We start from the raw sequence: 24,903 nt of genomic DNA, 5'->3' as shown, positions 1-24,903 counted from the left end.
ATCTTTTTGACGATCTGTTCTTTGAATTGCGGGCCATAGACTGGCATGAGTTCCATCTTTCCCGTCCCCTCGGTGGATTGAATTTGTCTCTTCAAGAGACCGGACAACTATCGTGACAGAGGGGGGGTGAGATATTGTTATGGATGTAATCAGCTTACCATTTGGCTCGCAATTGGCGAAGCGATGCGTTTCGCTACAATTGTAGCGATTGACGTCATGGAGATTTATATGGGTACGCCAGTTCGCATTGATGACCAGCTCTACGAGCAGGCCAAAGCACATGCCTTTGCTGAGCGACGTAGCATCGCCGGACAGGTAGAGTTTTGGGCAATGGTAGGCAAGGCTGCATTGGACAATCCAGACTTGCCCATCGAATTTGTGCGCGACCTTCTGATTGCCCGCGCAGAAGGCCCCACACTGGCCACAGCTTTCGTGCCGCAAGGTCGAGCGTAAATGGCCAGTAAGTGTGTGCAGGTGCTGCAGAGTGCAGCCTTTTCTCGGGCTTATAAAAAGCTGCGGAAAAATCAGAAAGTGGATGTAGATGATGCTGTTGTTGTCATCATCAAGACACCCCAGCTAGACGAGTCCAAACATGGCGATCTCTCGGGTGTTTATGTCTACAAGTTCAAATGCAACAGTCAGCTGATGCTCTTGGCTTATGAATTTGATCCAAAAACGCGCATGCTGCTCTTGCTGGGCAGCCACGAAAATTTCTATCGCGTTCTCAAACGTTAGGATGAAAACCCAGCTCTGGTCAGGTGAACTTGCTGTGAGTTTTCAGCGCATGATGCAGATGAAAACTGATTCGCGGGAACGACCTTTTCGCCGTGCTGAAATCAGAAGACGGGTGGTGAAGCGCGTGATCGCATGTCAAATCACCCAGGAGATGAAAGCGTTACAAATGATCAAGACTGAATTGACCAAGCGGATGCACACCAGCGGTGCGGAAGTGAACAGGTTGCGCGATGTTTTCAGCCGCCAAATGGCACATACACCAAGCCCGTCTGGGCCAAGCCCATTAGCTTGATGTTGGTTTGGTTGAGTTCGGTGTCCGCTGCAAGAACACTCAAACCGCCAACAGTGAAGTTACCGTTTTCCAGCAAGTCGGTGAAGGTCTTGCGGGTGGCCGCATCAGGGGCCTGGCCCACCACGTTGGTGTAGAGCAAGTCAACCACCTGGACAGGGGTCGGCGATGGGCCCAGCCGGGCACCCAGCGCCAGTGCGCAGAGCTCCAGCATGCTCAAGCCCTTGGTGTCCACAAAGTACAGCCCCATGCCCACATGGTCAGGACGCTCGCCCACTGATGCCGCGCCAAAGACCGCCCCCATGACCCTGGCCACCATACCCGCATGGCCCTCCAAGTCAAGGGCCAGGGCCTGGTCTCTGAACACCAGCCGCTCCATGCCTACCAGCACATCCCGGCTGCCGTCTGTCGTGTCGTGCAACACCCATACGGTCGCCGTCGGGCTCAAGCTGCAGGCGGCGCGCGGCGCATCATAGACAGCGGTGTCGATCCCTGCCTGGCCCCGCAGCAGATCGTTGCCGGCCCCGCCCTTAAGGACGTTGTCGCTGCTGTTGCCGATCAACTCGTCATCACCCCGACCACCGACGGCGTTCTCGATCACCGTTCCCCAGGCCATCGCCAGGTTGTCCGTCCCGTCATACAGGCGCTGCAGGTCTGGGGTGCTGTTCCAGTTGAGGTTGCTGTACTGACTCCAGTTGGATCGCATCCGCAAGGATGAATAGGCACCCTCGTGTAGGTCGATGCGGCAAGATTCGGAAAAATCCGCCGCACTCAGGGTATCCACGCCCCCAGCATCCCAGAGGGTCTGATAGAACGGCTTACTCGGGTCAAAAGAGTAAACATTGTCACCCGTGTGGTAGGTGGTGTTGGCACCATACAGGTATTGGATGGCCAGCATGTCCCCGAGCATCGGGGTAGTGGGCCGCACGGGCGTTGCGCTCCAGGTGTGCGACCCATCTGAATTAGCCTTGACGTCGACCCACAGCAAGTCCTGCGGATCTTCGTAGGACATCACGCTGAAAGTGCGCACATCCTTACCATCGGGCAATTTGTTGCGCCCCTCAAAGGGGTGCTTGAGCCCCAACGAGTGCCCGACTTCGTGCAGCAGGCAAAAATAATTGAAGGCGCCCATCGCCCAGCTTTGCGCACCACTGGCGGTGTCCCTCGAGAGCCACACATCCCCCGCACTTGGCCAGTAGTCATCGGGGAAATTCGACCAACCCCATGCCGCGCCGCCTGATGCCGTGACAGTGGAGGCCGAAGTCCAGGCCACCCGGATGTCTCCGACCTTCAAGGCTGTTTCCGTCACCTGGCTGAATTGCAAGCGGGCCACGCTGGCCCATGCGTCCAGAACCCGGACAAAAGCCTCCTGCTGGAGAGGATTGAGGCTGCCGCGAGCGGCTGCACCCGGCTCGTTGAGCGTCGAATAGGCTTGACCCGTAGGTCCCGCAAAGACAGCTTCCTGCCCCTGCGACCACGGAAAACTGTAGGTCAGTGCCGTCCAAGTCGTCTGAGCGCTGCCCCACCTGACCGGCAGATCGGGCAACAAGCCCGCGATGGTCGTAGCCTGTGCATGACCTGCAAAGGGCAGGAGCACAATGGAGACAGATGCGGAGAGGTCAGGCGCAGACATGTTGGCTTTGGGTGACCGCGGTAAAAACCCACCTGGCGTGGGTTCATAGGTCGAAATTGAGTTTACCTCCAACGTTTAACCTGCGGCCTTCATTGGTTCGCCCAGTACCTGTCGCAATGTCTTTTCAAAAAAGCCTGCACATGGCCTCTGGCAGCCTTGTTGGCGTCTGGATTGGAACGAAGAATACGCTTTGCAATGGGGCCACTCGTACCCGTTCCATCTACAAAAAGATCCGTGTTGAGGCGGTCAAAACCATGATGTGGTCTTGACCCTGTAACCCAGTACCGTCGCTATGTTTAATTTACCGCTCGCTTATTCCTTAACAGCTTTTCGGGCAGATATCCCAACGCGCTGCGCCTGGGCCGAGAGGCCTGATTTGATACCGGGCGTTAAGCTTTGAACAAGCCGTTCAAATAGCTGGCACTGTCCACGTAAGGCAATGCATTCGCTGTGGCGTCTTCAATGGCCTGCTGCAGTTGCTCCGATGTCGTGTGTGGCTCTGGATTCACGATCGCATGGCTGCTTGAGTTTGCGAACTCAATACCAGGGAGCGTCGCCACAGCAGAAGGTTGTGTCTGAACAGATGTTGCCTCAAGGCCTTCGGCTAATTGATGGCCACTTCTGCGCAACTGTTCGATCACCGCAGAATCCACCCCTGCATCGCTCAGGGTTTGAATGGCGGAGCTTGCAATTGTCAAATTATCAATCTTGGCTGCAAGCAAATTGCCCACTCCGGACTCGGACACCTTTTGTGCCAACTCTCGACGCAGATCGTCCGGAATCGTCATGATGTCGTATTGCCCGCCGTTGGCCTCAAATACCTTCATGACCTCCATTGACCCACCGAACTTGTCCATCTCCGAGTTGGGCACACCCGTGGTCATCGCACGGTAGATCAAGCTCTTGGCTGTGTCGGCAGTGAGGGCAGGTTTTTCTTGCGCGTGCAATTGAAAATCAAATGACTTGAGAAAGTCCTCAATGGGCTGCACTTGCTTGGATGGATTGGGTGTGGGAACTGGGTTGCCGGTTTTGATGGATTGAATGCTGGTCATTTCCGCTCCTCGATGCTACTGGTACATCAAGCAAAAAATAGACCCGGCAAAGTATTGCCGCTGAACAACAAAAAACCCCACCCCCTTGTGAGGGGTGGGGTTTGAGGGGTTCTAACCTAAGTCCCCAGCCACTTGGGTGGCTGGAATCGTCTCAATTATGTGAGATTAGGCGAATAAGAAGTCAGCGGTTACGAGGGCTTCGGCAGCCGCAACACCCAGAAGGGTTGCCACCAAGACCTCTGTGCCGTTACCTGCAAGGTTGTCTGTGTAGTATACGAAAGAATCAGTTCCGTTATCAACAATAATGATACCCGTTGTGCCAAGGACCGTAGCATCACCTGCGATAAAAGTAGCTGCATCGTCAATGCTAACTGCTCCACCCACGGCGATTACGTTTGCGTTGGTTGTAATGCTAGTCGCAACTGACGCATCCGCCTCTGCTTCGAACAATTTTGTTATTCCATCCATGTAGGCATCAAGGTTCAAAATATCTGTTGCAGATGTAAAGCCACTAATTTTGTCTGCCCCGTTATCAGCGCCTACGGCTGCAAATACAAAAGTGTCTACACCAGCACCGCCAATAATGTAATCATCGCCTTCACCGCCGGTAATGACGTTATTGCCTGCTGAGCCAATGATGTAGTCAGCACCAGCAGAACCAATGACGTTTTCAATCGAGCTGAGTGTCGCCTGAACACTAGAGTTGTCAGCAGCTGCAGTGCCATACAAATAGGCTACCTTGCCAGATCCGACAGTAGCGAGTTCACCAGAAACAATGCCAACGCTTGTTGCCGCAATTGTGCCAGCCGTAACTGCTGTTGCGCCCAAGTTGATCACCACACCGCTGGTGTTATTTGTAGCGCCAGAAACTTCCGCAACGCCACTCATTCCAGTTGCATCAAAGGTGTCAGTACCAGAACCACCATCGACAGTGTCTCCACCTTTTGTGCCAATGATCGTATCGTTCATCGACGAACCAGTAATAGTGTCAGTCTTTGCACCGCCTTCAAGTTCCAATTTGGCCAGCTGCAAGCCGCTGGATTTTGTGAAGGTAATGTTGGAAGCGTCAATCGTGGCACCAGCGGTTGAGCTGACATTCTTGACACGCAGGATATCGGCTGTTGCGCTGTCACCTGTGAGTTTGAATGTATTGTCTTTGGCAAACGATGTCGTATTAATGGTCAAAGTCGCGCTAACGGCTGTAATGTCAACTTCTTCCACATCCAGCATTGCAAAGTTGGCAAAGTTGGTTGCTGAAGACATGTCAATAGCAGCGTTCGTTGTGAACACCACTTTGTCAACGCCTTCGCCCAGTGAGATCACTGAGTTGGTTGTGGCGCCGCCAACGGTCACTGTGTCGTTGCCTGATTCAGTCACGATCACTACAGCAGCAGTAGTATTGACTGTAACTTCGTCATCACCGGTTCCGGTGACAACTGAACTGGCGGCCAAAGCGTTGGCACCCAGAGTGACGGCATCAGCACCATCACCAGTGGTAATGGAGTATGCGGCTGCAGCGTTCACAGAAATTGAATCGTCGCCAGCACCCGATGCGACCGTTGTCAAGGCAGTCGAGGCAGCTGAACCGATCGTGAGGTCACCCGTGAGGTTGGCAGCATTAACTGTTTTAGCAGTGACTGCACCCAGAGCAACGTCTTTTGTACCACTGACGTTAACTGTTGTAGTCGCGCCTGCAGTAAGAGCCGTACCAAGAGTCAGTTTACCAACCGTAGCATCAATGTTCAGAACAGACACATTGGAGCTGGCGGTCAGGGTTGCCGTAGTAAGGTCAATGGTAGCGCCGCTGGCAGCAGTGTCATCAGCAGTCGACAGATTGATGGTTGCACCAGATGCCTTACCTGCAACAGCAAAAGCTGTAGTTTGGTCAGCAGCCAAAACAACACTAGCGCCGGTTGCAAGAGTCAGAGTGCGAGAAGTTCCGGTAGCACCAACTACGATTGAATTGACTGTGGCAGCAGACAAGTCTGCATCAGCGCCCAGAGTATCCAAAGTCAACGTTGTTGTTGCCCCCGTTGTGCTGTTGGTGATAGCTTTACCTGTGAAGATTGCACCATCGCCACGCAGCGTAACGTTTTGTGAACCTGTCAATGTGTAGGTTGCCAGTTCAGTACCAGTCATATCGAAGGTTACAGCTGCGTCAACGCCAGAGAGAGTGATATTGTCAACAAGTTCGTTGGCGTTCACATCTTGATCAACTGCAATCCAACCGTTACCGCTGATAGAAACAGCGTCGGTAGTAGCAGTCGTACCATCGAGGTTGATTGTGATTTGTTTGACAGGAGTCGTAACTTCACGTGCACCTGTACCAGTCACAATGGTTGCGCCAGTGTTGTCAATGTTGGTCACAGCAATCGTGGAGTCGGCAGTCGATGTTGTGCTTGCAGTAACAGTTGCACCACCAACAGCGTTAGCAACGGTTACGGATGATGCTGCTGGAGCATTCACGGTGATTGCGCCAGTAAACTTATTGGTGTTATCGGCAATAGATACGGTTGCCGCATTGGTTGTTACAGAAACAGCTTTAGCATTTTGTACGACAGCATTCGTTGCAGTTGTAGCCTGCGAGTCAGTCTGCGCTTCGACTGTTACCGTGTCACCAGCACCAGCACCGCTGGCATTCACAGTTGCGGCACCAGTAACAGTAGTGTTTCCGGAGGCAGTGTTGGCGTTCACAGTGGCGCCTGCAACACCGGCTTGTGTAACGGTAACAGTAGTTGTGCCAGTACCAGCAGTAACAGCAGCAACTGCGCCTGCATTCAATCCATCAACCACAACAGCTTTGTTGCCAGCCAAAGTGGAACCACCAACCACAACATCACCGCGTGTGACTGTCAGGTTTTGCACGCCAGTCATGCCAGATGCTGTCAATGTGACAGAGCTCAGCGAATTAACTTGAGCATTGACTATTTCGACGTTCACTACTTGAGGAGTAGCTGCAGCAACAAGTGTGAGGTTTGCAGTATCGCTATCGGTTGTGGATGAATCAACAATGCGGTCTGTATCTTGATACTGGTCTGTGGTGGTGCTGGATGTATCAGCGCCAGTGAAGGTGTCATTACCGGCAGTACCGATCAAGGTATCTGTGCCAGTGGTCAACGTGAACGAAGAACCAGCAACCACATCCACATTGCCTTGGTTAGCGCGCAGAGCCGACACGCCGAAGGTGGTGGCGCCAGCGCCTGTGGACCAGGTCACTGCAGAAGCGACTGTGGTGTTGAAGGTTTGTGCAGCCGCGTAGAAGGGGCTGGTGGTGTCTGTCAGCGTAGCCAAGAATGTCACGGCAGTGGCAACTATGTCGCCACGGGCGGCGCCGGCGTTGAGCTGGCCATCCAACCAAGCGTTGGCAGCGGTCAATGCGTCACCAGTCAACTTGAGGTTGGAGGTGATGTGATCGCGGAAGGCGGTGTTGCTGCTGAGGTCTTTGCCCAGGATCAGGCCTGCGGACATGGACAAGTCACCAGCCAAGGTGTTCAGGTTGGAGGCAGCAGCCAAGCCAGTCAGGTGACCGCCAGCTGAAGCGCCGAAGAGGGCAAGCACGAGACTTTGTGCTTGTGATGTGGTAATTGCCATTTTGATTTTTCCTTAAAAAATAAAATCAAGGTTGAGTGAAAAATTTCTTTGCAAAGAAACCGAGTACGAGTGATCAAGCCAAAAGCCCGTACTCGCTTGAGCGTCCTGGTGAAGGGCGCTCAAGCGAATACGGGCTGTGTCAGTTGGGAGATGAAGCGGTCGAAGGCGGTTTTAGCCACACCTGCAGTGAGCGCTAGAAATTGGTAGACAGTGCAACCAGTTGATTTAGTTGCTTTTTCGTTTTCTGCAGCTGCGTTTTTCTTCAAATTGACACAGCATGAGTGCAGAAAAAATACAGATCGATTGCACAGCTTTTTGTGCTGCAGAAAATTAACAAAGCCAACAGCAGCGCCGACTTTTGGGAGCCAAGTTCAGGCAGAGCCTGATAACGTTCTACGCTTGAGCGTTGGCAGATTTTTTTGCCCTTTGCCCCATGCGATCACATACTGTGACTTTTTTAAAAGGAGCTGCTGTGAAGATCAAATTCACCAAAAAATCTGTGAACGAACTCAAATGCACAAGCACATACGGGAGAGAGTTCGTGCGTGATACCGAGTGCCGTGGGCTGTGTGTTGAAGTTCGAAGCTCAGGAGGCAAGACCTACTACCTGACATACCGTGATGCACGTGGGCACCAGCGCAGTCATAAATTGGCAAATGCTGCGGACATCACACCTCAACAAGCTCGCGTGCTGTGCAATCGCGCCAGAGCCAAAATTGTGATGGGTACGGACATCGCTGAAGAAAGAGCCAAGCTGCGCGCAGCGCCCACTGTGTTGGAGTTCTTCAACACCAGCTACCTGCCCTACATCAAGAGCTACAAGCGCAGCTGGGAAACCGATGTCAGCGTGTTCCACAATCACATACTGCCTGTAATTGGCAGCGTCTTCATAGACGCTGTGACTGCTGAGCGAGTTGGCACAGTGATGAGAGCTGTGCAGTCCAAACTGTCAGCAGCCACCTGTAATAAGGTCTTGATCATGATGCGCTACATGTTCAACCTGGCCATACGCTGGCGTACAGCGGGCATTGTGGCCAACCCCACTGCTGAACATCGACTGCATAAACTCAGCAATCACAGGGAGCGGTTTTTGTCAGCTGCAGAAACACAGCAGCTGATTGCTGCAGTCAATAACAGCCCTAATCGAATGCTGCGCTACATAATCCCGTTTTTGCTGCTGACGGGTGCACGCAAGCGCGAAGTCCTGGATGCACGCTGGTGTGACATTGATACAGCACGCAGCTTCTGGCGCATACCCATTACCAAATCAGGGCGGGAGCGCCATGTGCCCTTGAGTGCTGCTGCTGCTGAGCTGCTGCAGTCCGTGCCACGACGCAGGAATTGTGAGTGGATATTTGCCAACCCCCAGACACTCAAACCCTATGTCAGCATCTTTATCAGCTGGAACACAGCACGCACAGCAGCGGGACTGTCAGATGTACGCATGCATGATCTTCGTCACAGCTTTGCCAGTTTTTTGGTCAACGCGGGCTGCAGTCTCTATGAGGTGCAAAAGATTCTGGGTCACGCCAGTGTGGTCATGACGCAGCGTTATAGCCATCTCAGTCAAGACAGTCTGCTGCGAGCTGCCAGCCACGCGGGTGCAGTCGTTATGACACAGGCTCAAGCGTAGATTGAATTGACGCTGGAACTCGAGCTTGAGGTTGAAAGCACGATACGTTTCGCTACAATAGTAGCAGTTCACTTCAGGGAGATTATTATGGGTATGCCTGTACGCATTGATGACCAGCTCTACGAGCAAGCCAAAGCACACGCCTTTGCTGAGCGCCGTAGCATTTCTGGACAGGTTGAGTTTTGGGCAATGGTGGGCAAGGCTGCGCTGGACAATCCAGACTTGCCCATCGACTTTGTGCGCGACCTTCTAGTCGCCCGTGCAGAAGGGCCTTCACTGGCCACTACTTTCGTACCGCAGGGACGAGCGTAAATGACTATCAAGTCAGTGCAGGTATTACAGAGCGCCGCCTTTGCACGTGCCTACAAGAAACTGCACAAAAACCAGAAAGTGGATGTGGATGATGCTGTTGAAGTCATCATCAAAACTCCCGATATCGGTGAACCCAAACGGGGCGATCTTGTCGGTGTGTATGTCCACAAGTTCAAGAGCAATAGCCAGCTGTTGCTGCTGGCTTATGAGTACGACCCAGAAACGCGAATGCTGCTATTGCTGGGCAGCCATGAAAACTTCTATCGAGATCTCAAGCGGTGACAGTGACGCTGACTCAGGCGTCAGATCAGAGAACTGCCTCCAAGCCTTTGCGCTCCAACAAGCTCAGCAGCTTCAGTGATGGGCCGCTGGGTTTTTTGTCGCCCAATTCCCACTTTTGAATGGTTGAAATGCTGGTGTTGAGAATGGCAGCAAATACAGCCTGACTCACGTGCTCTTTTTCGCGCAGCTGACGAATTTGGATGGGTGATATGGGTTTCACTTCCAGATTGCACAGCGCATCAAATTCAGCCATGCGTCTTTTACTGATCAGTCCAGCATTGTTGAGACCCATAGCGGTTTCATGAACCTCAGCGAGAATTCTACTTTTGCGTTTGGTTGACATTACTCGTCTCCTTGCAATTGAAACAATTGACCAGCGTTTATGGCCACTTCAATGGCCTGTTGATTTAGGTCCAATAGCGAAGCGGCCAATTCCTGCAGCACTTTGAGTTCACTGGCGTCGATATTGGATCGCTCGTTCTTTTCGAACCCGAATAAGAACACCCATCGCTGTTCAAATTTTGTTGCAACAATTGTTCTCGCACCCGCGCTTTTGCCACGACCGCGCAGCGCCACACGTTTTTTGACCAAGTGACCGCCTAAATTGGCGTCGATCAAACCCTGAACCATTTCCTGTGCTGCACCCACAATGTCTGCATCGGTGACATGGCTCTTGCGCATCCAACGAGCGAACGTCTTTGTGACTAGGATTTGGAGCGAATCTGACATTGTCAAATTGTTGCACTAAGTGCAATGTTTGTCAAATGTATTTTTCTCTCCAGTATCCTTATTGCGGCTGCGTTCTGCCAGCCATGCGGGCACCAGCACTGTGCCCGCATGAACCTGATTAAAACTGCTCACGCAATGCCTGGGCGGCAGCGTCAATCGCTGTGTCGAGTTCCCCTGCCAAAACTGCTGCTTTAATGATTTCCAATGTGGGCACAAGCTCCTTTTCGCTGGCAAGCTCCACCGAATATTTGCCCTTTGCCAGTTCCAGCAGCCTTGAACCATAACGAACATTCAGCGCCAGCTTGCCGCTTTCGGTTGTAAACCACCACTGCTTCATGCGCTTGCTCACTTCAACCTGACGGCGTAAGCCTGTCTCAGCATCAACGATGGAGCGGTGCCGCGTGGTTGAGAACTGTGTTCCTGATTGCTGGGCTTTTGCCAGTTCTGCCTGTTCCCATAGTCGCTTCGCCAGCTTGTTGCGACGCAGCTGGACTGCGGGCATGTGTGTGGGTTTGACTGCTGTGCTCAGCTTGAGGCTTGTAAGGTTTGCCATGTGCTTTTCCTTTCAGATGTTGTCGAAGCACAGACAATTTTGTGATCATGTGTTCAAGTGCGCGACCAGAATCCGTTCATTCCCACGGGTCTTTTGCGACAAGCACACGCGGTGTCGCTTTTCAGGACACTGCTTTTATGGGGTGCCGTGCCTGCGCAAGCGTTCGCTGTGCCTTGCTGAGCTTTTGGCGCTGGCGTTCTGCAGCCAGCGCATCTGCTGCCCTGTCCTTTGTGGCTGCGAGGCTGGCAATGCGTTGCTGCTCAGGTGATTTTGGTTTGTCGACCACTTCATGTATTTGCATGCAGATATTTATGCCAAATACGACCGCGAAAAATCCATGGTCTTATTTGCCCGACATAAATACATGGCACGCAGCAGAAAAGGAAAACTGTTGCGGCAACATCACTACCGAAACAAGAGCCGCGTCACTCAGTTGCCATGACGCCCACAAACTGGACAACGGTGTCGCAGGGATGGAAGATTTGAGCGGTAGCAAAGATTTGTCGAAATCACTGTCCAACAGTGACGTTATGGTTTGCCACCTATTACAGACAAAGCACACACAACGGCACAAAGACGATTGAACGCAAGTTCTCTGCGTCACGAGCAAGCCATGCTTACACGGCAACTTGCAAACACTGCGATTGGTTGGCACTTCGGCTATCGCAGACGCTGCGTTTCAAAGCAGCACATAAAAGGAGATAGCGAAACCGCCCTTACCAGAAATGGTTGTGCTGAAGTGCTGTGGTAACGAACTCATCGAAAGTCCGTAGCCCATGACTGAGCCTGTTTGCAAGGCTCAGTGTGGGTTGAATCTATCGAATATCCCTCGTGTCATACATGTTCAGCCAACAAACCATTCAACAGCGTGACTTTGAAAAAGCTGTGATGAGCAGATCATGAGCGGCAGCGAATGACTTCTGCGACATCACAAGCGAGCATCGCTCGCTTACACAGTGACTGACATTTGTATGGGTATGCAAATCACATGAGCAATGGCATGTCACGACCTCAATCAAAACCTTCCCAAACGACAGCAGCGCTAGCAGCGTTTTTTTTGCTAGCGCAGTGTTCACATCTAAAAAGCTAACACCTCAAATCCGCGCTGTGCGCAGTGATCGCTCGGCGCCAGCACCCCATGCAGCTGAACCTCAGAAAAAAAGATTGTGCGCTGTTAAGTGCGCCGCGCTGCGATATGTGGCGCAGGTCCCACATCTGGAACGGCTCAATCGCATCAGATCCACAACAACTGCGGATAAATACAGCACCAAATGAAATAACTATTTGATTTATCTCGTTGAAATCATTGAGGAATTTTGTCCCGCCAATTCATCGGGATTCAGGTCGCCCAAAAGCATCAAACCAAACACACTTAAAGGAACGCAACGATTTGACCAACAACACAAACACCATGAGCCAAGCCAAAACACTGACCCCTGCAGAAATAGATCAAGTGCTCGCCTACATCGAGCCGCGCAGTTACGCCATGCGAAATCGCGTGATGTTTTTGACAGGGCTGTGGTCAGGAATGAGGGTCGGCGAAATAGCCAGTCTTTCAGTGGGGGATGTGCGCAACACAGATGGCAGTGTGCGTGGGGAAATACGACTCACAGCGGCGCAGACCAAGGGGCGTCACCCACGCACCGTGTTCTTGCCCCAGAAACTGCGTGATGAACTGCAGACCTATTTAGACCTGCGGGGCATGGTGCCTGCTACCAATCCTTTATTCATCACAGCTGGGCGCAAACGCTTCAGTGCCAATGTGATGGCGCAGCACTTCCACTACCTGTTCAAGCGTGCAGGAATTGCTGGAGCGTCAAGCCATAGCCTGCGTCGGAGCTTTTTGACCTCGCTCGCCGCCAAAGGCATCAGTGTGCGTGTGTTGGCAGATCTGGCCGGCCACCGAAATATTCAGGTCACAATGCGTTATCTGGATGCATCGGATGACATGAAGCGCAACGCAGTGGAATTGATTTGAAGTTTGTCGTGTCAACCCGACAAAGCCGTCGACCCTTATTGGCCAACAACTCACCGCAGCAGTTTATTAGGCACAAGACTTGTCGGGTTGACACGACATTCACTCTGCGTGTCGCCAGTTCGCCGCTCTTGTAGCCCGCTCAATCCACTCGTGATCGTCTGTACAGGGGAATCTGCCCTCTGAGGCATGGGCGACGAGATTTTTTGCCTTGCCCAAATACTCGCTGACGATCAATGCCATTTGCAGGTGCTTGTCCTTGACGTCTTGCGGCATGTCACTGCGCTTGACCACATAACGGGGATTCAATGCCATTTGCTCGCCTATTTCATACAAGGCGGCACTGGTGTCCTTGATCCAGTGCTGATACACGCTGACGTACAGGTTCAGACTCACGGATGTCAGCTTGCTTGCGCGAAGTCTACTGGTGGCACTGCTGTGCTGCCAACGATCAAACCGCTTGAACTGCGGGTGGTGCTGCCGCAGCAAATCATCAAACTGCTCTTTTAATGTTGCGGGTGACACGGTCAGTGGGATCTCCAGCACGATGGTTTGACCGCTTTCAATGGCAGCTGCGTCTTGCTGCACGCTGATTTTCTTGAAATCGCCTTTTTCGCGAAACAACTCATAACCACGGTCCAGCCACCACGACTCGAACGTGGTGTTCCGCAGGTCGCCAAACTGCTGATAGGTCTGTTCTTGCTCGTCGCTGCGCCATATGCCAGACGCCAAAGACTCAGCCATGTAGGGCGACAACTGCAGGCAACGATACCAAGTCTCGTACATGGTGCCGCGGGCTATCTCCAGCGATTCAGGCACTGTGTGTCGTCTGAATCTCACGTCTTCTGGGAAGCCTTTGAAGAAGAACGCCAGTTTAGGTAGATCACTTCTATTCATAAAACCTAAATACTTTGGTACGCAGAAAAATACATTTACATCACTGCAGCAACAAACCCTTTTATCAACCCGCTGCAGATTGAAAGGCTACATCATGACCAACGTCATCGCTCAATCTACCACCTCCACCAACGCCAACGCCACCATTGCCATGGTGAGTGAGTTTGTGAACGCCATGCCCGCTGTCAGCATCAACGAGGGCAACAGCACGGCAACAACACACACTGTGTCCGCAACCGCCAAGGCTGCAGATCTGGCGTTCACCAGCACCCAGAAAACGCTGGAACTGCTGACACACAAGCGTGAAGCTTGGGAACAAGGCGCATACCGCACTGCCAACCAGTATTTGTATCAACTGCTGGCTGAGTGCTACGCCTTCTACAAATCCATGGAAGGTGCCACTGATGCTGCCAAAGCCAAACGCCAAGCTTTGAAAGACTACTGTGTGTTTCGCAATCTCAAATTCAACGACTCCACCCACTCCATCAACCGCATCGTTGCCTGCGTATTTGGCGTGGATCGTCGCCGTGTCAGCGCATATGCAACTGCGCTGCGCAAAGCTTTGAACAACAAGGTTGAGCCCAAGAACTTGGTTGACTTCTTTTTCAACGCAGGCGGTCTGGAAGAAGTGCGTACCAACAAGTCTCCTACGGCGTTGACTGTCAACGACAAAGCCGCTATTGCATCCAAGCGTATCAGCGCCAAGAAGCTGGGCACTGTGCAATCTGAGGAGCTTAAGCAGCAGCTTGACGCTGCAAAGATTGGTGCCAATACCGTGCTGTTGGGCACTTGGAACGCGGACGGCAGTATTGACGTGCGTGCCGTGGTCGATGGTACGGGTGTGCTCAACGCTGCACTTGCCAGCTACTACAGCGCAGACAAAGCAGCACGCGAGAAGGCAGAGATTGAACAACAGCAAAGCACTATCCAGCAGCAAAAGCTTGACGCTGCCCAAGCCGCTGCAGATCAAGCCCTTGTTGCCTAAATCCATTGGGTGACTTCGGTCACCCATTTCTCTCCCAAATTTTTTATGAAAGAAGCTATGAACACCACTACCAACGTCACCAACACCACTGACCGCTACCAACCCAAGTCCATTCAAGACATTGTGTTTGCAAGTACCAACAACAAGACTTTGCTGCAAGACTTGATCAGCGGCGATATCCCCTTTCCCATCACACAAGGCAAATGCGGTATCTTGTTGTACGGCATCCCTGGCACTGGCAAGAGTGCACTGGCAGCGCTGCTACCTGATGCCATGGAAGAGGCACGCACTGGCATCGCCATGAACTCGGGCATGAAATACATCCGAGTTCAGCCTGGCAACAACGGTATGACCATGCTCAATGCCGTTGGCAATCAAGCACAGCTTGTACCGTTTGCCAGCCATCATTACTTGGTGTTTGATGAGGTGGACAACCTCAATCCTCAGGCCATGCTGGTGCTGAAGTCTGTGATGAACACCCCCAACTGTGTGTTCATCTTGACCACCAACAACTTCCAAAATGTCGAGGTTGGCGTGCGCAGCCGCTGTCATTGCATACCCTTCAATGCAGCCCCAGCAGCCAACTGGTTGCCACTGGCGCATCGCATGCTGGCTGATGCTGGCATCACGGGCATCGCTGACCAAGCCTTGATCAAGGTCATTGAACTTTGCAATGGCGATGCACGCGATATCGTCACTGCAATTGCCGCGCTTGTGCTCAAAGTCTCACGCCAGCGCTCAGCCCCAAGCACGGTGGTTGAGTGATCACATAGTTTGTCGTGTCAAACCGACAAACTCCTCAGCCCGCCATGATGCGGGCTTTTTTATTGCCAAGCTATCTTGCAAATCGTCAGTGACGTGGCATCTAGAATTGATAGCAGAACCCTCACACACCAGGAGACCCAACCATGGACATTCAAACCCAAGCCGAGAAGATTTTGCACACTTGGGCACTGCAGTTTCATGAGTGGGATGACTGCCCAGATGGCATCAGCATCGTGCCAGACGGATTTGCCATGGATGATGACGACAATGAAGACCCGCAACAGCCTTGTTATGCCATCTTCGTACATCGTGACTCATTGAGTGGCGAGTTCCCCGAACACGACACACATGGCGGCATTGTTGTTCATCGGCCCAAAGAGGAGGTTTGCTTCTACGTTTGGTTGGACCTGTCCAGCGGTCAAGAACAAGAAATAAACATGCCCGACACTGAACTTGATCTCAACGAGTTTTACCGCATGATTGTTGAGATTCAGCGTAGGTATGACGAACAGTAATCACCACTGTGTTTTACATCGCAAACCAGCCCGCCATGGTGCGGGTTTTTTACGTCTGTACATGTGAGCACTGCGCTAGCTGCGCCATACAGCTGGCGCAGCTGTCATCGCAACCCGAACCAAGTACGTAGCGTCTGGAATGTGTCGCTGTCCAACATCGAGCGACTGGCCCAAGCACTGGAAGTGGAGCCTTGGATGCTGCTGAAGCCTGTGTGATTTGATGACTGTCGATCGCTAATGGTTACTTTTCCTCTGCATCCGCCACAGGAGCAGCCAGAATGTGCATATCCCCATATTGGGAATAGGGAACCGTGTCCAGTTGAACTTGCAGCAATAGATCATGACTCAAGGCACTAGGAGAAACTCGCCCATAAAAAAAGCAGTCGGGTAAGACATCAGCGTTAGCCACTTGTACTGTGACTCGGGAAATAGGGGCCACCCAGAAAATTATTCGTGGCTGCCCGAGACCATAAGCACTTCCAAGGACCGCATGAAATTTACCGCCATCTTTTTGTAAATCAGGCTTTGCGATAGAGTAATTCTGCGGTGTCGCAAGTAGGTGAACGACCACCTGCTGCAAGCGATCAAATGTCTTAAGGTCAAATCGTGGGGTGTGTTTTCTACCCATGATGCCATTTAATACACATGAAGGCTTCTTGATTGAGGGATGAATGGTTAGATGAAGATGATCTTTCTGATCATCCCCCGTCAGACCCTGTAGTTTTTCTGGTTCAGTGATGGGTTTAAAAATACCGTGGTCGAATTTTCCCTTGACCTCGTGTAGATTTCGTCCTGACGATAACGCTTTAGTAACCAAGTCCCCGTTGTTGGAACATCGGAACCACAGCACCACACGTGTTTCCAATCCGCTCTTGACATAGACTCGAAATAATCTATCTACGGGTACGTCATGTACAGGAATCATCTGTTCATTTTGCCTTCTCAGACCTAGCGTCATTTATAAAACTCACACCACCAGCAGCACCGCCGCCCCCGCCTCAGGCACCCCCCATCTCCATCACCCGCGCCAAACAGTCCCGCGCCGTCGCACTGCTGGGGTAGTCCTGCACCATCATTCGGGCCGCTATCTCGGCGAGTTCGCGTTGGAAGTCGGCTTCGATGTCAGGTGACATTCACCGCCTCCATCTCCATGACCCTCGCCAAACAGTCCCGAGCCGTTTCACTGCTGGGGTAGTCCTGCACCATCATTCGGGCAGCGATCTCGGCGCTGATGCGGTTGCCTGATTCGATCAGTTGCACCAGTGCTTGCACCGCCTCCGGCGTGGGTTCGTTGAGTTCTTGCTCATACACCGCCAGACGTGCTGCATCAAAGCCTTGCGCATGCATCTGCGCCAACACTTCTCGGGCACTGACCAAATCACCACAGCGCTGGTACGCCATCATCAGACACACGTATGGCATAGCAGCAGGCAAGGCAGCCACGGCCTTGCTCAGGTAAGGAATGGCTTGTTGGGGAGAGCGTCGCTCCAGCAAGAGCACACCCAACTCCAGATTGATCTGCGGGTGCTGGGCCAAACTGACCAGCAAGCCACGGTAAAGCTTGACGGCGGCATCCACCTGACCGCGCTGCACGCAGGTTCGGGCTTTGATCAGGGTTTGGTGGAGGGGCACCGTCGAACTCACACTGTCAATATGCCGATTCAGGCGATGAACAAGACGTCAGATGTATTCAGATTGGCGGTGCTTAATCCGACCAGCGTGGCAATTCGCACTGAATTGGCACTGCTGAAGGCGCCTTCATTTGTTATGAACCAAACCGATACGCCAGATGTCCCGGTGGCTGTCCCTACGAACACAATAGCGCCATTCGTTGCGTTGTTATTGCCATTGAGATCTATGGAATCAATTGTTGGTTCTGTAGTAACGATATAGACATTGCCATCGCTGTTGGCGGTAGGCCCTCCACGAATCGCAGTCGCTGAACCACGGGTTGCAGGTCCTGCGGCAATCCCAAAATCAGCAGCAGAGAATTGCAAAATATCCACGGCGGACCTGCTATTGCCCAAGTTAATCCCGGTGATGTTGTCCAGCCCCAGCGTACTGATCCTGGCTATAGTTCCAACAGCTCCGCTGCCACCTGCAAATAAGACGAAATCATTTGCAGAGGTACTTTCGCTTAATTCAATCGTGTCGTTACCCTGACCACCCAGGATAATGTCAGAACCCGCTCCTCCAATGAGCGTGTCATCGCCCCCCAGCCCTGTTATTCTGTCGTTGCCACCCAACCCATTGATCGTGTCACTGGTATCGGTACCTGTGAGTTGATCGTTGAAACGGCTGGCAACGTTATTCCACAGCATTGCCACATCTATCTGAACATCAGCGAAGTTCAAAAACTCCACACTACGAATCGTGACCACTTGGCCCAACCGGGTGAAAACTGTATCTGTCAAGGTCGTACGTGTCACACTCCACTCAGCGAAATTACCGGACAAAACCACCCTATCAGCAGTTCCCAGTCCACCATCCAGTGTGTCGTTACCTGATCCACCGACCAAAGTGTCATTGCCTTCCCCGCCCACCAAAATGTTGGCCGCTGCGTTGCCCACCAGGTTGTTGTCCAGTGAATTTCCTGTGACGTTTACACCAATTGTTGCGTTAACGATTACCACGTTTTCCACGCCCACCGGTAGCACGAAATTTCCGCCCGTCACCAGCTCCAACCGCACGGTGTCATTTCCGCTGCTGCCTGTGATGGTTTCATTAACCACATCGGTGATCATGTTCACCAAGTAAGTGTCATCCCCCGCACCACCTTGCAGCCTGTCAGTGCCCGCCCCACCATCCAGTGTGTCATTGCCTGCTCCACCGTCCAGAATGTCGTTGCCCAAACCGCCGATCAGGATGTTGGCCGCAGCATTGCCAGTGAGCACGTTGTCTAATTGATTGCCCGTCAGGTTCACAGTTATCGTCGAATCCGCTGTTACCGATGCGTTCTCGACGTTGGCACTCAGCACATAGGTGCCTGACCCCATAAAGGCCACACGCACTGAATCCGTACCTTCATTCGCGTTCTCTGTTACCACATCCTCAGCAACGTCCACCACATATATGTCGTTGCCCAGACCTCCTATCAAGGTGTCAGAGCCTGCTCTTCCGTCTAATACGTTTGAAGAATCGTTACCAATCAAAATATCGTTAGCGAAACCTCCAGTAGCGTTTTCAATTGTCACTCCAAATGCAATTGCTACCGTCAATGAAGAAGTTGTCAGAAAACTGCCATTACTTCGCAAAAATGTGAGTGAATTACCAAGGTCACTAAAGTGACCAGAACGCAAATCAATCCGTGCAGATTCTGTTGTAGCGCTCCATACAATAGTGTCAATGCCACCAGCATCCCAGATTGTCTGAAAATAATCTTGGCCTTGGCTGAATATGTATGTGTCATTTCCATTTTGAAATGAAGTATTCACGCCATAGAGATACTGGATCGCTGCGATGTCATAAAGCATCGGTGTAGTGGGATTAAAACTCACGCTCGATCCAGAAACTCCTGGAAATGCACTGTAACTCATCACAGAATATGGAAACCCATCTTCTGCGTTTGGCAATACATTCCTATTCAAGCCGCTTGTTTGAAAACTGTGCTTGAGTCCCAATGCATGACCGAGTTCATGAATAAGCGTCAAATACCAATATGATCCTGCAATAAAGTTGTGCTGATCTGCCTGATAACTGCTCAACCAGATATCACCAGCACTGGTGCTGGTGCTTGGGTAATAAGCTTGCGCCTGGGCTGATTGAATACCACCACCTCGCGTCCAAGCGAATCGGATCTCACCGACAGTGGCCCAAGTGTCTACTGTTTGAGTAAATACAATTTTGGCAACATTGGACCAAGAATTCAAGGCTGATACGGCAGCAACTTGCTGTTGAATAGTTAAAGGTGAAATCGAATTCCATGGCTCACGAAAACCCCAAGTCGGACCATACGACGAGGTAGACCAATAGCTTAGAGATCCCGGGAAACTATAAGTCAAAGAGACTTGCGTACTTGATGCTGAACCCCACTTGGTTCCAAGTAATAAAGAATCTATTTTGTAAAATCCACTCAATTTTTTACTACTCACAGTTATTGCGTTTGATGTTGGAGTAGCCATCATTCAGATCCTTCTTTTACAATCTTCAACTTGTGATCCTGATGAATCTGCTCATGAGCAACGATCATCAAAAAACCACGATAAATCTTGACGGCGGCATCCACCTGACCGCGCTGCACGCAGGTTCGGGCTTTGATCAGGGTTTGGTGGAGTCTCATTTAAACACCCCGAAACAGACGGGGCAGTGGTTTGTCAATGACGCGATTGCTGCGATTTCGGCGCTGATCAAGCTGATCATGATGATGAGCCTTTTGGACATAGAAAAACCCCACCCCCTTGTGAGGGATGGGGTTAGTAGGTTTTCAATCCAAGCCCTTACTTTGCGGTTTGAGCTTGTCTCAGTTGAAGAGGATTACTCGAACGTGATCACGCCAGCATTCAGAGACAAATCAGCAACATCATAGGTGCCAGTCAGCCTGATCACCGTGTTATTTGTACCATCTACAACCAAATATGTGTTTCCGTCTACCCAGTTAAAAAGGTTTACTTCAATGCCATCTGCGAGTGCACCATCAATGGCAGCTTCGAGTGAACCGAAATCTTCAGCATCAGTAGTGAAATCATTGATCTCTGTTTCTGTTGCTTCAATTGAGCTGAAATCAATTGCATCACCTTCACCTAAATTTGTAATCGTGGTGAATCGTGTGGAAGATGTCGTGGCACCCGTGTAATCGGCCGTATCTGCAAGAATTACCGTGTCTTCATCTTTATCAACCCCAACGTTGACTGTTACACCCAGAACAGCAACGTTCACAGTGTCTGAGCCCTTACCGGTTTCAACCGTACCACGGCCACCGATGCTGACAGAGTCGTCACCCGAACCAGTTTTGATGGTCAAGGTGCTGAAGGTCATTGTCAGGTTGTTTGTAACTTGTGAGGCGCCCGCTGTAATATCGAGATCACCAGTTGCAGCCGAACCATCGATACTTGTCAACGCAGCCGCTGTACTTGTTGTAACAGTAGTTACCGTTGTGGGTGTTGCTGCTGTGTTGACAGTCACACCACCCAAAGTGAAGTCTTTGTCACCAGTGATCGTGATCTTGCTGAGCACGTTATCTGTGGTGGTGATAACCGTTACTTCGTTTGCATCACCGGTGTTCTCAGACTGAGAGTCGATGGTGATGGTTTCAAGTCCTGCGGTCGTGAAGTTCGCCAGCGTGCTGCCACCATCACCATTAAATTTGATTTCAGCAGAGTCAGCGGTACCAGTAGCCGTAGCCAACGTGGCAGTCAGAGTATCACCGTCGTTAGATGCTGAAGTGTCATTGATAACTATTTTAGTGCCGGCCAGTTTACTTAGCGTAACGTTACCTGCTTGACCATCTGTTTTTGCAATAGAACTGAAGGTTGATGCTGTAAACAAAGATGCATCAATGGTTCGGTTGTCGCCTGCAATATCCAAAGCTTCCCAACCTTTGAAGTTTGCACGGTTACCCACAGTCAGAAGTGTCGAAGCAATGGTGTCAGTACCTGCGCCGCCGTCCAAAACAGCATCTGTACCAACGCCATCAGAGCCGTCGTCCAAAAGGCTGTCGTTGCCAGCGCCCAAGGAAATGCTGGCCTCTTCGGTCAAGGCTGTGCCGTTTGCCAAAGTAATCGTATCGTCACCAGAACCGCCTGTTACGACAACATCCTCATGGGTAACACCCATCTCAACGCCACCGGAATTGCCGGACAGGTCCACCAAAGTGGCTTCGTCAAAATAGTCCCCATCATCTTCCAAATACAGTTTGCCAGTGCCAGTGACTTTCACCGATTCCATGAAGCCATCGATATCGCCGTACAAATCAACAGCATTTTCCCCAGTAACATCAATTTCAACGGCGGTAACAACGTCAGCGCCGCCAGTCATAACTCTCAGTTCTACAGTGGCTTTATCAGCAAAGTCACCAACGTCTTGAAATACGAACTTTTGAGTGGCCTCATCAGAGCCGAGGGCATCATCTTCGTAAGTAACATCGTAACCGAGATCAGAAATGTCCTTAGCACCAATTACTACTTGGGCTTGTACATTGGCCACATCCAAGTCGTCGGTTGACCTGTTATTCCAAATTTGCTGAACGTCTGTCCAGAGTGATGCATCGATGCCGTTACCGTTATTGAGTGATCGAATGTAGACCTGCTCAACATTAGCCAACTCGATCATTGGTGTTGTGCCAGCGTCTTCGATAACAGAAATTTCCAACTTATCAACACCCGCACCACCATCAATCAGATCGCCGGTCTGAATGGTCGACAAGTTATCAGTACCGTCATCGTTGATGATGCCCTTGAAGGTGTCGTTGCCGGCTGTACCAGTTGTGTCAGCAATGTCATCTGTCAATGTGAACACTGAGGCTGGTGCTGCAACCACAGTTCCAGCAGCCACATTGGCAGCGCCAGTATAGGCAACAGCAGCAGCAACCTTGGTGTTCCAAGCAGTGGCAGCAGCGCCGAAGGTGGCGTCAGCGCTCAGTGTGCCGAACAGGTTGACGATGTCCGAGATCAGAGCACCACGTGCACCAGCAGCAACGCCGTTCAGTTGTGCAGTGATGTAAGCAGCTCCAGAAGTCAGAGCAGCGCCGGTCAAACCGAGGTTGGCAGCCACAGTGGCGGCCACAGTGGCTGTGGGCAGGCTGCCAAAGCTGGCAGAGTAGTAGGCGTTCAGGGCATTTTTCAGGCCACCAGCAGCAGCGATGTCACTGGTGACTTGCGCCATTGTGACGGAGCCGATTTGGGTGCCGTACATAGCGCCAGCAAAAGCTTGCACTTGGTTAGCGTTCGTTGGGAAGAAAGACATTTGATTTTCCTTAAAAAAAATGAAATCAAGGTTGAGAAAAATTTCTTTGCAAAGAAACCGAGTACAAAAAAGCCCGTACTCGCTTGAAAGTCCTGCGTGAAGACTCTCAAGCGAATACGGGCTGGGTCAGTTGGGAAATGAAGCGGTCGAAGGCAGTTTTAGCCACACCTGCAAGTGAGCGTTAGAGTTTTGTATTGCTTTTAACCAGTTGGAATCGTTGGTGATTTCAATGAATTTGCGTCCAAAAATCGCACCATGACACTGCGTATGTGCAAATTCACAACACGGCATTTCAGCGAATTTCAGTCGTGCAAACGCTGCACTTGATCAACAGCAACGCCAAGTTTTTTCATCTAGTTCAGGCAACGCCTGACACTGCTTTGCGCTGTGGCGCGGCAGATTTTTCTTGCGAATTCGTGCATACGAAAACACACTGAACTTTTGAAATCAACGGTGTGTATGAAAATCAATTTCACTAAACGCAGCATCTCCAAATTAGCCTGCACAGGTATGCAAGGTCGTGTTTTCGTACGCGATACAGAGTGCAGGGGATTGGGTATTGAGGTGCGATCCACAGGGGGCAAGACCTACTACCTCAGCTACCGTGATGCACGGGGTGCACAGCGACTGCACAAGTTGGCAAACGCAGCGGATGTGTCACCACAGCAGGCACGTGTGCTGTGTGAGCGTGCCAGAGCCGCAATCGCCATGGGCACTGATCCCGCAGAGCAGCGTGCACAGCTGAGAACGGCTGTCACAGTGGTTGAATTTTTCAACGACAGCTACTTGCCCTACATCAAGAGCTACAAGCGCAGCTGGGACACGGATGTCAGCGTGTTCCGCAATCACATCCTGCCAGTGATTGGCACGGACTACATGGATGCTGTGACCGCTGAGCGTGTGGCACTGGTGATGAGCCGTGCCAATCTGCGGCTCAGTGCAGCCACTGTGAACAGGCTTTTGGTGCTGCTGCGCTACATGTTCAATCTGGCTATACGTTGGCACACCGCTGGCGTTGTGGCAAATCCCACGATGACACAAAAACTCAAACGGCTCAGCAACTACAGGGAACGTTTCTTGAGTGCTGAAGAAACAAAGCAGCTGATAGCAGCAGTGAACCAGAGCCCCAATGCCCAGCTGCGCTTCATCATCCCGTTTCTGCTGATGACGGGTGCACGCAAGCGGGAAGTGCTGGATGCACAGTGGCGGGATGTGGATGTAGCGCGAAGCTTTTGGCGCATACCCAAGACCAAGTCAGGACGTGAACGACACGTTCCTCTCAGTGCTGCAGCCATCACACTGCTGCAGCGCATACCGCGCACCAAAAAATCAGAGTGGGTCTTTGTGAATCCCAAGACAAACAAGCCCTATGTCAGCATCTTTTACAGCTGGAACACTGCGCGAACGGCTGCTGGGCTGGCTGATGTACGCCTGCATGATCTTCGCCACAGCTTTGCCAGCTTTCTGGTCAATGCGGGGTGCAGTCTCTATGAAGTGCAGAAAATACTGGGGCATGCCAGCGTCAACATGACGCAGCGTTACAGCCACTTGAGTCAGCACAGCTTGCTGCGTGCTGCTGAACATGCTGGCAACGTGGTGTTGCCAGCGTGACTTTTATTAAAACTGAGCCCGTAGTGTTTGAGCTGCAGTTTCAATTTGTGCATCCAGCTCACCTGCCAAAACTGCTGCTTTAATGATGTCCAGTGTTGGCACAAGCTCCTTATCGCTGGCAATTTCCACGGCAAACTTGCCTTTTGCTAATTCGAGCACTCTGGCGCCATAACGAACGCTCAGTGCCATCTTGCCGCTTTCGGTCACAAACCACCACTGCTGAACGCGCTTGTTGACTTCCACTTGCTTTCGCACGCCAGTATCTGTGTCTACAACACTGCGAAATTTGGTTGGAGCGAACTGAGTGCCTGACTGCTGCGCTCTTGCCAGCTCTGCTTGTTCCCACAAACGCTTTGCCAGCTTGTTGCGACGCAGCTGGACTGCGGGCATGTGTGTGGGTTTGACCGCTGTGCTCAGCTTGAGGCTTGTAAGGTTTGCCATGTGCT

26 protein-coding genes are annotated in these 24,903 nt (G+C 51.7%); 13 read left to right on the top strand and 13 right to left on the bottom strand.

What is annotated here, in order from left to right; all coding sequences use genetic code 11:
- Positions 1 to 183: 183 nt before the first annotated feature.
- Genes B472_RS16025 through B472_RS17010 form a run of 3 tightly spaced genes read left to right on the top strand, consistent with a single transcriptional unit; the run spans position 184 to position 1,027 of the window.
- Positions 184 to 453 carry a ParD-like family protein gene (locus B472_RS16025; protein ID WP_202862790.1) on the top strand — a complete coding sequence of 90 codons (270 nt, stop codon included), beginning with the start codon at positions 184 to 186 and terminating at the stop codon, positions 451 to 453.
- Entirely contained in the window at positions 454 to 735 is a 282-nt protein-coding gene (locus B472_RS16020; protein WP_019425566.1) for a type II toxin-antitoxin system RelE/ParE family toxin, read from the top strand. It begins immediately after the preceding gene.
- A gap of 1 nt (position 736) precedes the next feature.
- Positions 737 to 1,027: a hypothetical protein gene (locus B472_RS17010; protein WP_133176122.1), complete on the top strand. Its 291-nt coding sequence runs from the start codon at positions 737 to 739 to the stop codon at positions 1,025 to 1,027.
- Here B472_RS17010 and B472_RS16015 read toward each other — a convergent pair.
- The 3 genes from B472_RS16015 to B472_RS16005 form a co-directional block, all read right to left on the bottom strand.
- Complete coding sequence (locus B472_RS16015; RefSeq protein ID WP_019425565.1) at positions 972 to 2,657, bottom strand: M10 family metallopeptidase; 1,686 nt, start codon at positions 2,655 to 2,657, stop codon at positions 972 to 974. The genes B472_RS17010 and B472_RS16015 overlap by 56 nt on opposite strands.
- 389 nt (positions 2,658 to 3,046) lie before the next feature.
- A complete protein-coding gene (locus B472_RS16010; protein ID WP_019425563.1) occupies positions 3,047 to 3,709 on the bottom strand; it encodes a hypothetical protein in 663 nt (220 codons plus the stop codon).
- 165 nt (positions 3,710 to 3,874) lie between these two features.
- Positions 3,875 to 7,222 (bottom strand): calcium-binding protein, encoded by a 3,348-nt coding sequence (locus B472_RS16005; protein ID WP_192877888.1) that lies wholly within the window; start codon positions 7,220 to 7,222, stop codon positions 3,875 to 3,877.
- A gap of 550 nt (positions 7,223 to 7,772) precedes the next feature.
- Here B472_RS16005 and B472_RS16000 point away from each other — a divergent pair.
- Genes B472_RS16000 through B472_RS15990 form a run of 3 tightly spaced genes read left to right on the top strand, consistent with a single transcriptional unit; the run spans position 7,773 to position 9,527 of the window.
- Positions 7,773 to 8,933, top strand: a complete 1,161-nt coding sequence (locus B472_RS16000) for a site-specific integrase (protein ID WP_050995409.1) — start codon at positions 7,773 to 7,775, stop codon at positions 8,931 to 8,933.
- 6 nt (positions 8,934 to 8,939) lie between these two features.
- A complete protein-coding gene (locus B472_RS15995) occupies positions 8,940 to 9,245 on the top strand; it encodes a ParD-like family protein (RefSeq protein ID WP_019425560.1) in 306 nt (101 codons plus the stop codon).
- Positions 9,246 to 9,527, top strand: coding sequence for a type II toxin-antitoxin system RelE/ParE family toxin (locus tag B472_RS15990; protein ID WP_019425559.1), 282 nt, complete (start codon positions 9,246 to 9,248; stop codon positions 9,525 to 9,527). It begins immediately after the preceding gene.
- A 25-nt stretch (positions 9,528 to 9,552) separates the two neighbouring features.
- Here B472_RS15990 and B472_RS15985 read toward each other — a convergent pair whose 3' ends face one another.
- The 3 genes from B472_RS15985 to B472_RS15975 all read right to left on the bottom strand — a co-directional run bounded on the left by B472_RS15985 (position 9,553) and on the right by B472_RS15975 (position 10,809).
- Positions 9,553 to 9,870: a DNA-binding transcriptional regulator gene (locus B472_RS15985; protein WP_040505764.1), complete on the bottom strand. Its 318-nt coding sequence runs from the start codon at positions 9,868 to 9,870 to the stop codon at positions 9,553 to 9,555.
- Positions 9,870 to 10,256: a type II toxin-antitoxin system RelE/ParE family toxin gene (locus B472_RS15980; protein ID WP_040505763.1), complete on the bottom strand. Its 387-nt coding sequence runs from the start codon at positions 10,254 to 10,256 to the stop codon at positions 9,870 to 9,872. The genes B472_RS15985 and B472_RS15980 overlap by 1 nt, the downstream gene beginning before the upstream one ends.
- Before the next feature lie 118 nt (positions 10,257 to 10,374).
- Positions 10,375 to 10,809 (bottom strand): DUF6641 family protein, encoded by a 435-nt coding sequence (locus tag B472_RS15975; RefSeq protein WP_019425556.1) that lies wholly within the window; start codon positions 10,807 to 10,809, stop codon positions 10,375 to 10,377.
- A gap of 1,411 nt (positions 10,810 to 12,220) precedes the next feature.
- Here B472_RS15975 and B472_RS15965 point away from each other — a divergent pair.
- Positions 12,221 to 12,787 (top strand): site-specific integrase, encoded by a 567-nt coding sequence (locus B472_RS15965; RefSeq protein ID WP_019425553.1) that lies wholly within the window; start codon positions 12,221 to 12,223, stop codon positions 12,785 to 12,787.
- Positions 12,788 to 12,886: 99 nt separating this feature from the next.
- On the opposite strand, the gene B472_RS15960 is transcribed toward B472_RS15965, so the two are convergent.
- Positions 12,887 to 13,624, bottom strand: a complete 738-nt coding sequence (locus B472_RS15960; RefSeq protein ID WP_238147466.1) for a hypothetical protein — start codon at positions 13,622 to 13,624, stop codon at positions 12,887 to 12,889.
- A 16-nt stretch (positions 13,625 to 13,640) separates the two neighbouring features.
- Here B472_RS15960 and B472_RS15955 point away from each other — a divergent pair, with 16 nt between their 5' ends.
- The 4 genes from B472_RS15955 to B472_RS17380 all read left to right on the top strand — a co-directional run bounded on the left by B472_RS15955 (position 13,641) and on the right by B472_RS17380 (position 16,162).
- Positions 13,641 to 14,666, top strand: a complete 1,026-nt coding sequence (locus B472_RS15955) for a hypothetical protein (protein WP_133176120.1) — start codon at positions 13,641 to 13,643, stop codon at positions 14,664 to 14,666.
- Between the two features lie 57 nt (positions 14,667 to 14,723).
- On the top strand, positions 14,724 to 15,431 hold the full coding sequence (locus tag B472_RS15950; RefSeq protein ID WP_019425550.1) for an AAA family ATPase: 708 nt from the start codon (positions 14,724 to 14,726) through the stop codon (positions 15,429 to 15,431).
- 143 nt (positions 15,432 to 15,574) lie between these two features.
- Positions 15,575 to 15,946: a hypothetical protein gene (locus B472_RS15945; protein ID WP_019425549.1), complete on the top strand. Its 372-nt coding sequence runs from the start codon at positions 15,575 to 15,577 to the stop codon at positions 15,944 to 15,946.
- A 63-nt stretch (positions 15,947 to 16,009) separates the two neighbouring features.
- Complete coding sequence (locus B472_RS17380; protein ID WP_238147465.1) at positions 16,010 to 16,162, top strand: hypothetical protein; 153 nt, start codon at positions 16,010 to 16,012, stop codon at positions 16,160 to 16,162.
- 25 nt (positions 16,163 to 16,187) lie between these two features.
- Here the strand turns inward: B472_RS17380 and B472_RS15935 are convergent, their stop codons facing one another.
- The 4 genes from B472_RS15935 to B472_RS17465 form a co-directional block, all read right to left on the bottom strand.
- A complete protein-coding gene (locus B472_RS15935) occupies positions 16,188 to 16,871 on the bottom strand; it encodes a hypothetical protein (RefSeq protein ID WP_157951994.1) in 684 nt (227 codons plus the stop codon).
- Positions 16,872 to 16,944: 73 nt separating this feature from the next.
- Positions 16,945 to 17,079 carry a hypothetical protein gene (locus tag B472_RS17455; protein WP_019425547.1) on the bottom strand — a complete coding sequence of 45 codons (135 nt, stop codon included), beginning with the start codon at positions 17,077 to 17,079 and terminating at the stop codon, positions 16,945 to 16,947.
- On the bottom strand, positions 17,069 to 17,578 hold the full coding sequence (locus B472_RS15930; protein WP_019425546.1) for a lipopolysaccharide assembly protein LapB: 510 nt from the start codon (positions 17,576 to 17,578) through the stop codon (positions 17,069 to 17,071). Before B472_RS15930 ends, B472_RS17455 begins: the two co-directional genes overlap by 11 nt.
- Before the next feature lie 29 nt (positions 17,579 to 17,607).
- Positions 17,608 to 20,067, bottom strand: coding sequence for a M10 family metallopeptidase (locus B472_RS17465; RefSeq protein ID WP_304598335.1), 2,460 nt, complete (start codon positions 20,065 to 20,067; stop codon positions 17,608 to 17,610).
- A 53-nt stretch (positions 20,068 to 20,120) separates the two neighbouring features.
- Between B472_RS17465 and B472_RS17005 the strand changes: the two genes are divergently transcribed.
- Complete coding sequence (locus B472_RS17005; protein WP_133176119.1) at positions 20,121 to 20,471, top strand: hypothetical protein; 351 nt, start codon at positions 20,121 to 20,123, stop codon at positions 20,469 to 20,471.
- Here B472_RS17005 and B472_RS17245 read toward each other — a convergent pair.
- Complete coding sequence (locus B472_RS17245) at positions 20,420 to 22,846, bottom strand: hypothetical protein (RefSeq protein WP_019425542.1); 2,427 nt, start codon at positions 22,844 to 22,846, stop codon at positions 20,420 to 20,422. The two genes, B472_RS17005 and B472_RS17245, sit on opposite strands and share 52 nt — an antisense overlap.
- 387 nt (positions 22,847 to 23,233) lie before the next feature.
- On the opposite strand from B472_RS17245, the gene B472_RS15915 reads away from it, so the two are divergent.
- Positions 23,234 to 24,457, top strand: a complete 1,224-nt coding sequence (locus tag B472_RS15915) for a site-specific integrase (RefSeq protein ID WP_133176118.1) — start codon at positions 23,234 to 23,236, stop codon at positions 24,455 to 24,457.
- A 6-nt stretch (positions 24,458 to 24,463) separates the two neighbouring features.
- Here the strand turns inward: B472_RS15915 and B472_RS15910 are convergent.
- On the bottom strand, positions 24,464 to 24,903 hold a 440-nt coding region (locus tag B472_RS15910; protein ID WP_019425539.1), incomplete at its 5' end, for a DUF6641 family protein.

Source organism: Limnohabitans sp. Rim28, assembly GCF_000293865.2.
GTDB lineage: Bacteria > Pseudomonadota > Gammaproteobacteria > Burkholderiales > Burkholderiaceae_C > Limnohabitans_A.
This window is presented reverse-complemented; position numbering and strand designations above follow the sequence as displayed.

What these genes read in the sequence shown, in the direction of transcription:
- B472_RS16025 (WP_202862790.1), top strand. Translation starts at nt 184, where the DNA reads ATGCGTTTCGCTACAATTGTAGCGATTGACGTCATGGAGATTTATATG.
- B472_RS16020 (WP_019425566.1), top strand. Translation starts at nt 454, where the DNA reads ATGGCCAGTAAGTGTGTGCAGGTGCTGCAGAGTGCAGCCTTTTCTCGG.
- B472_RS17010 (WP_133176122.1), top strand. Translation starts at nt 737, where the DNA reads ATGAAAACCCAGCTCTGGTCAGGTGAACTTGCTGTGAGTTTTCAGCGC.
- B472_RS16015 (WP_019425565.1), bottom strand. Translation starts at nt 2,657, where the DNA reads ATGTCTGCGCCTGACCTCTCCGCATCTGTCTCCATTGTGCTCCTGCCC.
- B472_RS16010 (WP_019425563.1), bottom strand. Translation starts at nt 3,709, where the DNA reads ATGACCAGCATTCAATCCATCAAAACCGGCAACCCAGTTCCCACACCC.
- B472_RS15990 (WP_019425559.1), top strand. Translation starts at nt 9,246, where the DNA reads ATGACTATCAAGTCAGTGCAGGTATTACAGAGCGCCGCCTTTGCACGT.
- B472_RS15985 (WP_040505764.1), bottom strand. Translation starts at nt 9,870, where the DNA reads ATGTCAACCAAACGCAAAAGTAGAATTCTCGCTGAGGTTCATGAAACC.
- B472_RS15980 (WP_040505763.1), bottom strand. Translation starts at nt 10,256, where the DNA reads ATGTCAGATTCGCTCCAAATCCTAGTCACAAAGACGTTCGCTCGTTGG.
- B472_RS15975 (WP_019425556.1), bottom strand. Translation starts at nt 10,809, where the DNA reads ATGGCAAACCTTACAAGCCTCAAGCTGAGCACAGCAGTCAAACCCACA.
- B472_RS15965 (WP_019425553.1), top strand. Translation starts at nt 12,221, where the DNA reads ATGAGCCAAGCCAAAACACTGACCCCTGCAGAAATAGATCAAGTGCTC.
- B472_RS15950 (WP_019425550.1), top strand. Translation starts at nt 14,724, where the DNA reads ATGAACACCACTACCAACGTCACCAACACCACTGACCGCTACCAACCC.
- B472_RS15945 (WP_019425549.1), top strand. Translation starts at nt 15,575, where the DNA reads ATGGACATTCAAACCCAAGCCGAGAAGATTTTGCACACTTGGGCACTG.
- B472_RS15935 (WP_157951994.1), bottom strand. Translation starts at nt 16,871, where the DNA reads ATGATTCCTGTACATGACGTACCCGTAGATAGATTATTTCGAGTCTAT.
- B472_RS17455 (WP_019425547.1), bottom strand. Translation starts at nt 17,079, where the DNA reads ATGTCACCTGACATCGAAGCCGACTTCCAACGCGAACTCGCCGAGATA.
- B472_RS17465 (WP_304598335.1), bottom strand. Translation starts at nt 20,067, where the DNA reads ATGGCTACTCCAACATCAAACGCAATAACTGTGAGTAGTAAAAAATTG.
- B472_RS17005 (WP_133176119.1), top strand. Translation starts at nt 20,121, where the DNA reads ATGAGCAACGATCATCAAAAAACCACGATAAATCTTGACGGCGGCATC.
- B472_RS17245 (WP_019425542.1), bottom strand. Translation starts at nt 22,846, where the DNA reads ATGTCTTTCTTCCCAACGAACGCTAACCAAGTGCAAGCTTTTGCTGGC.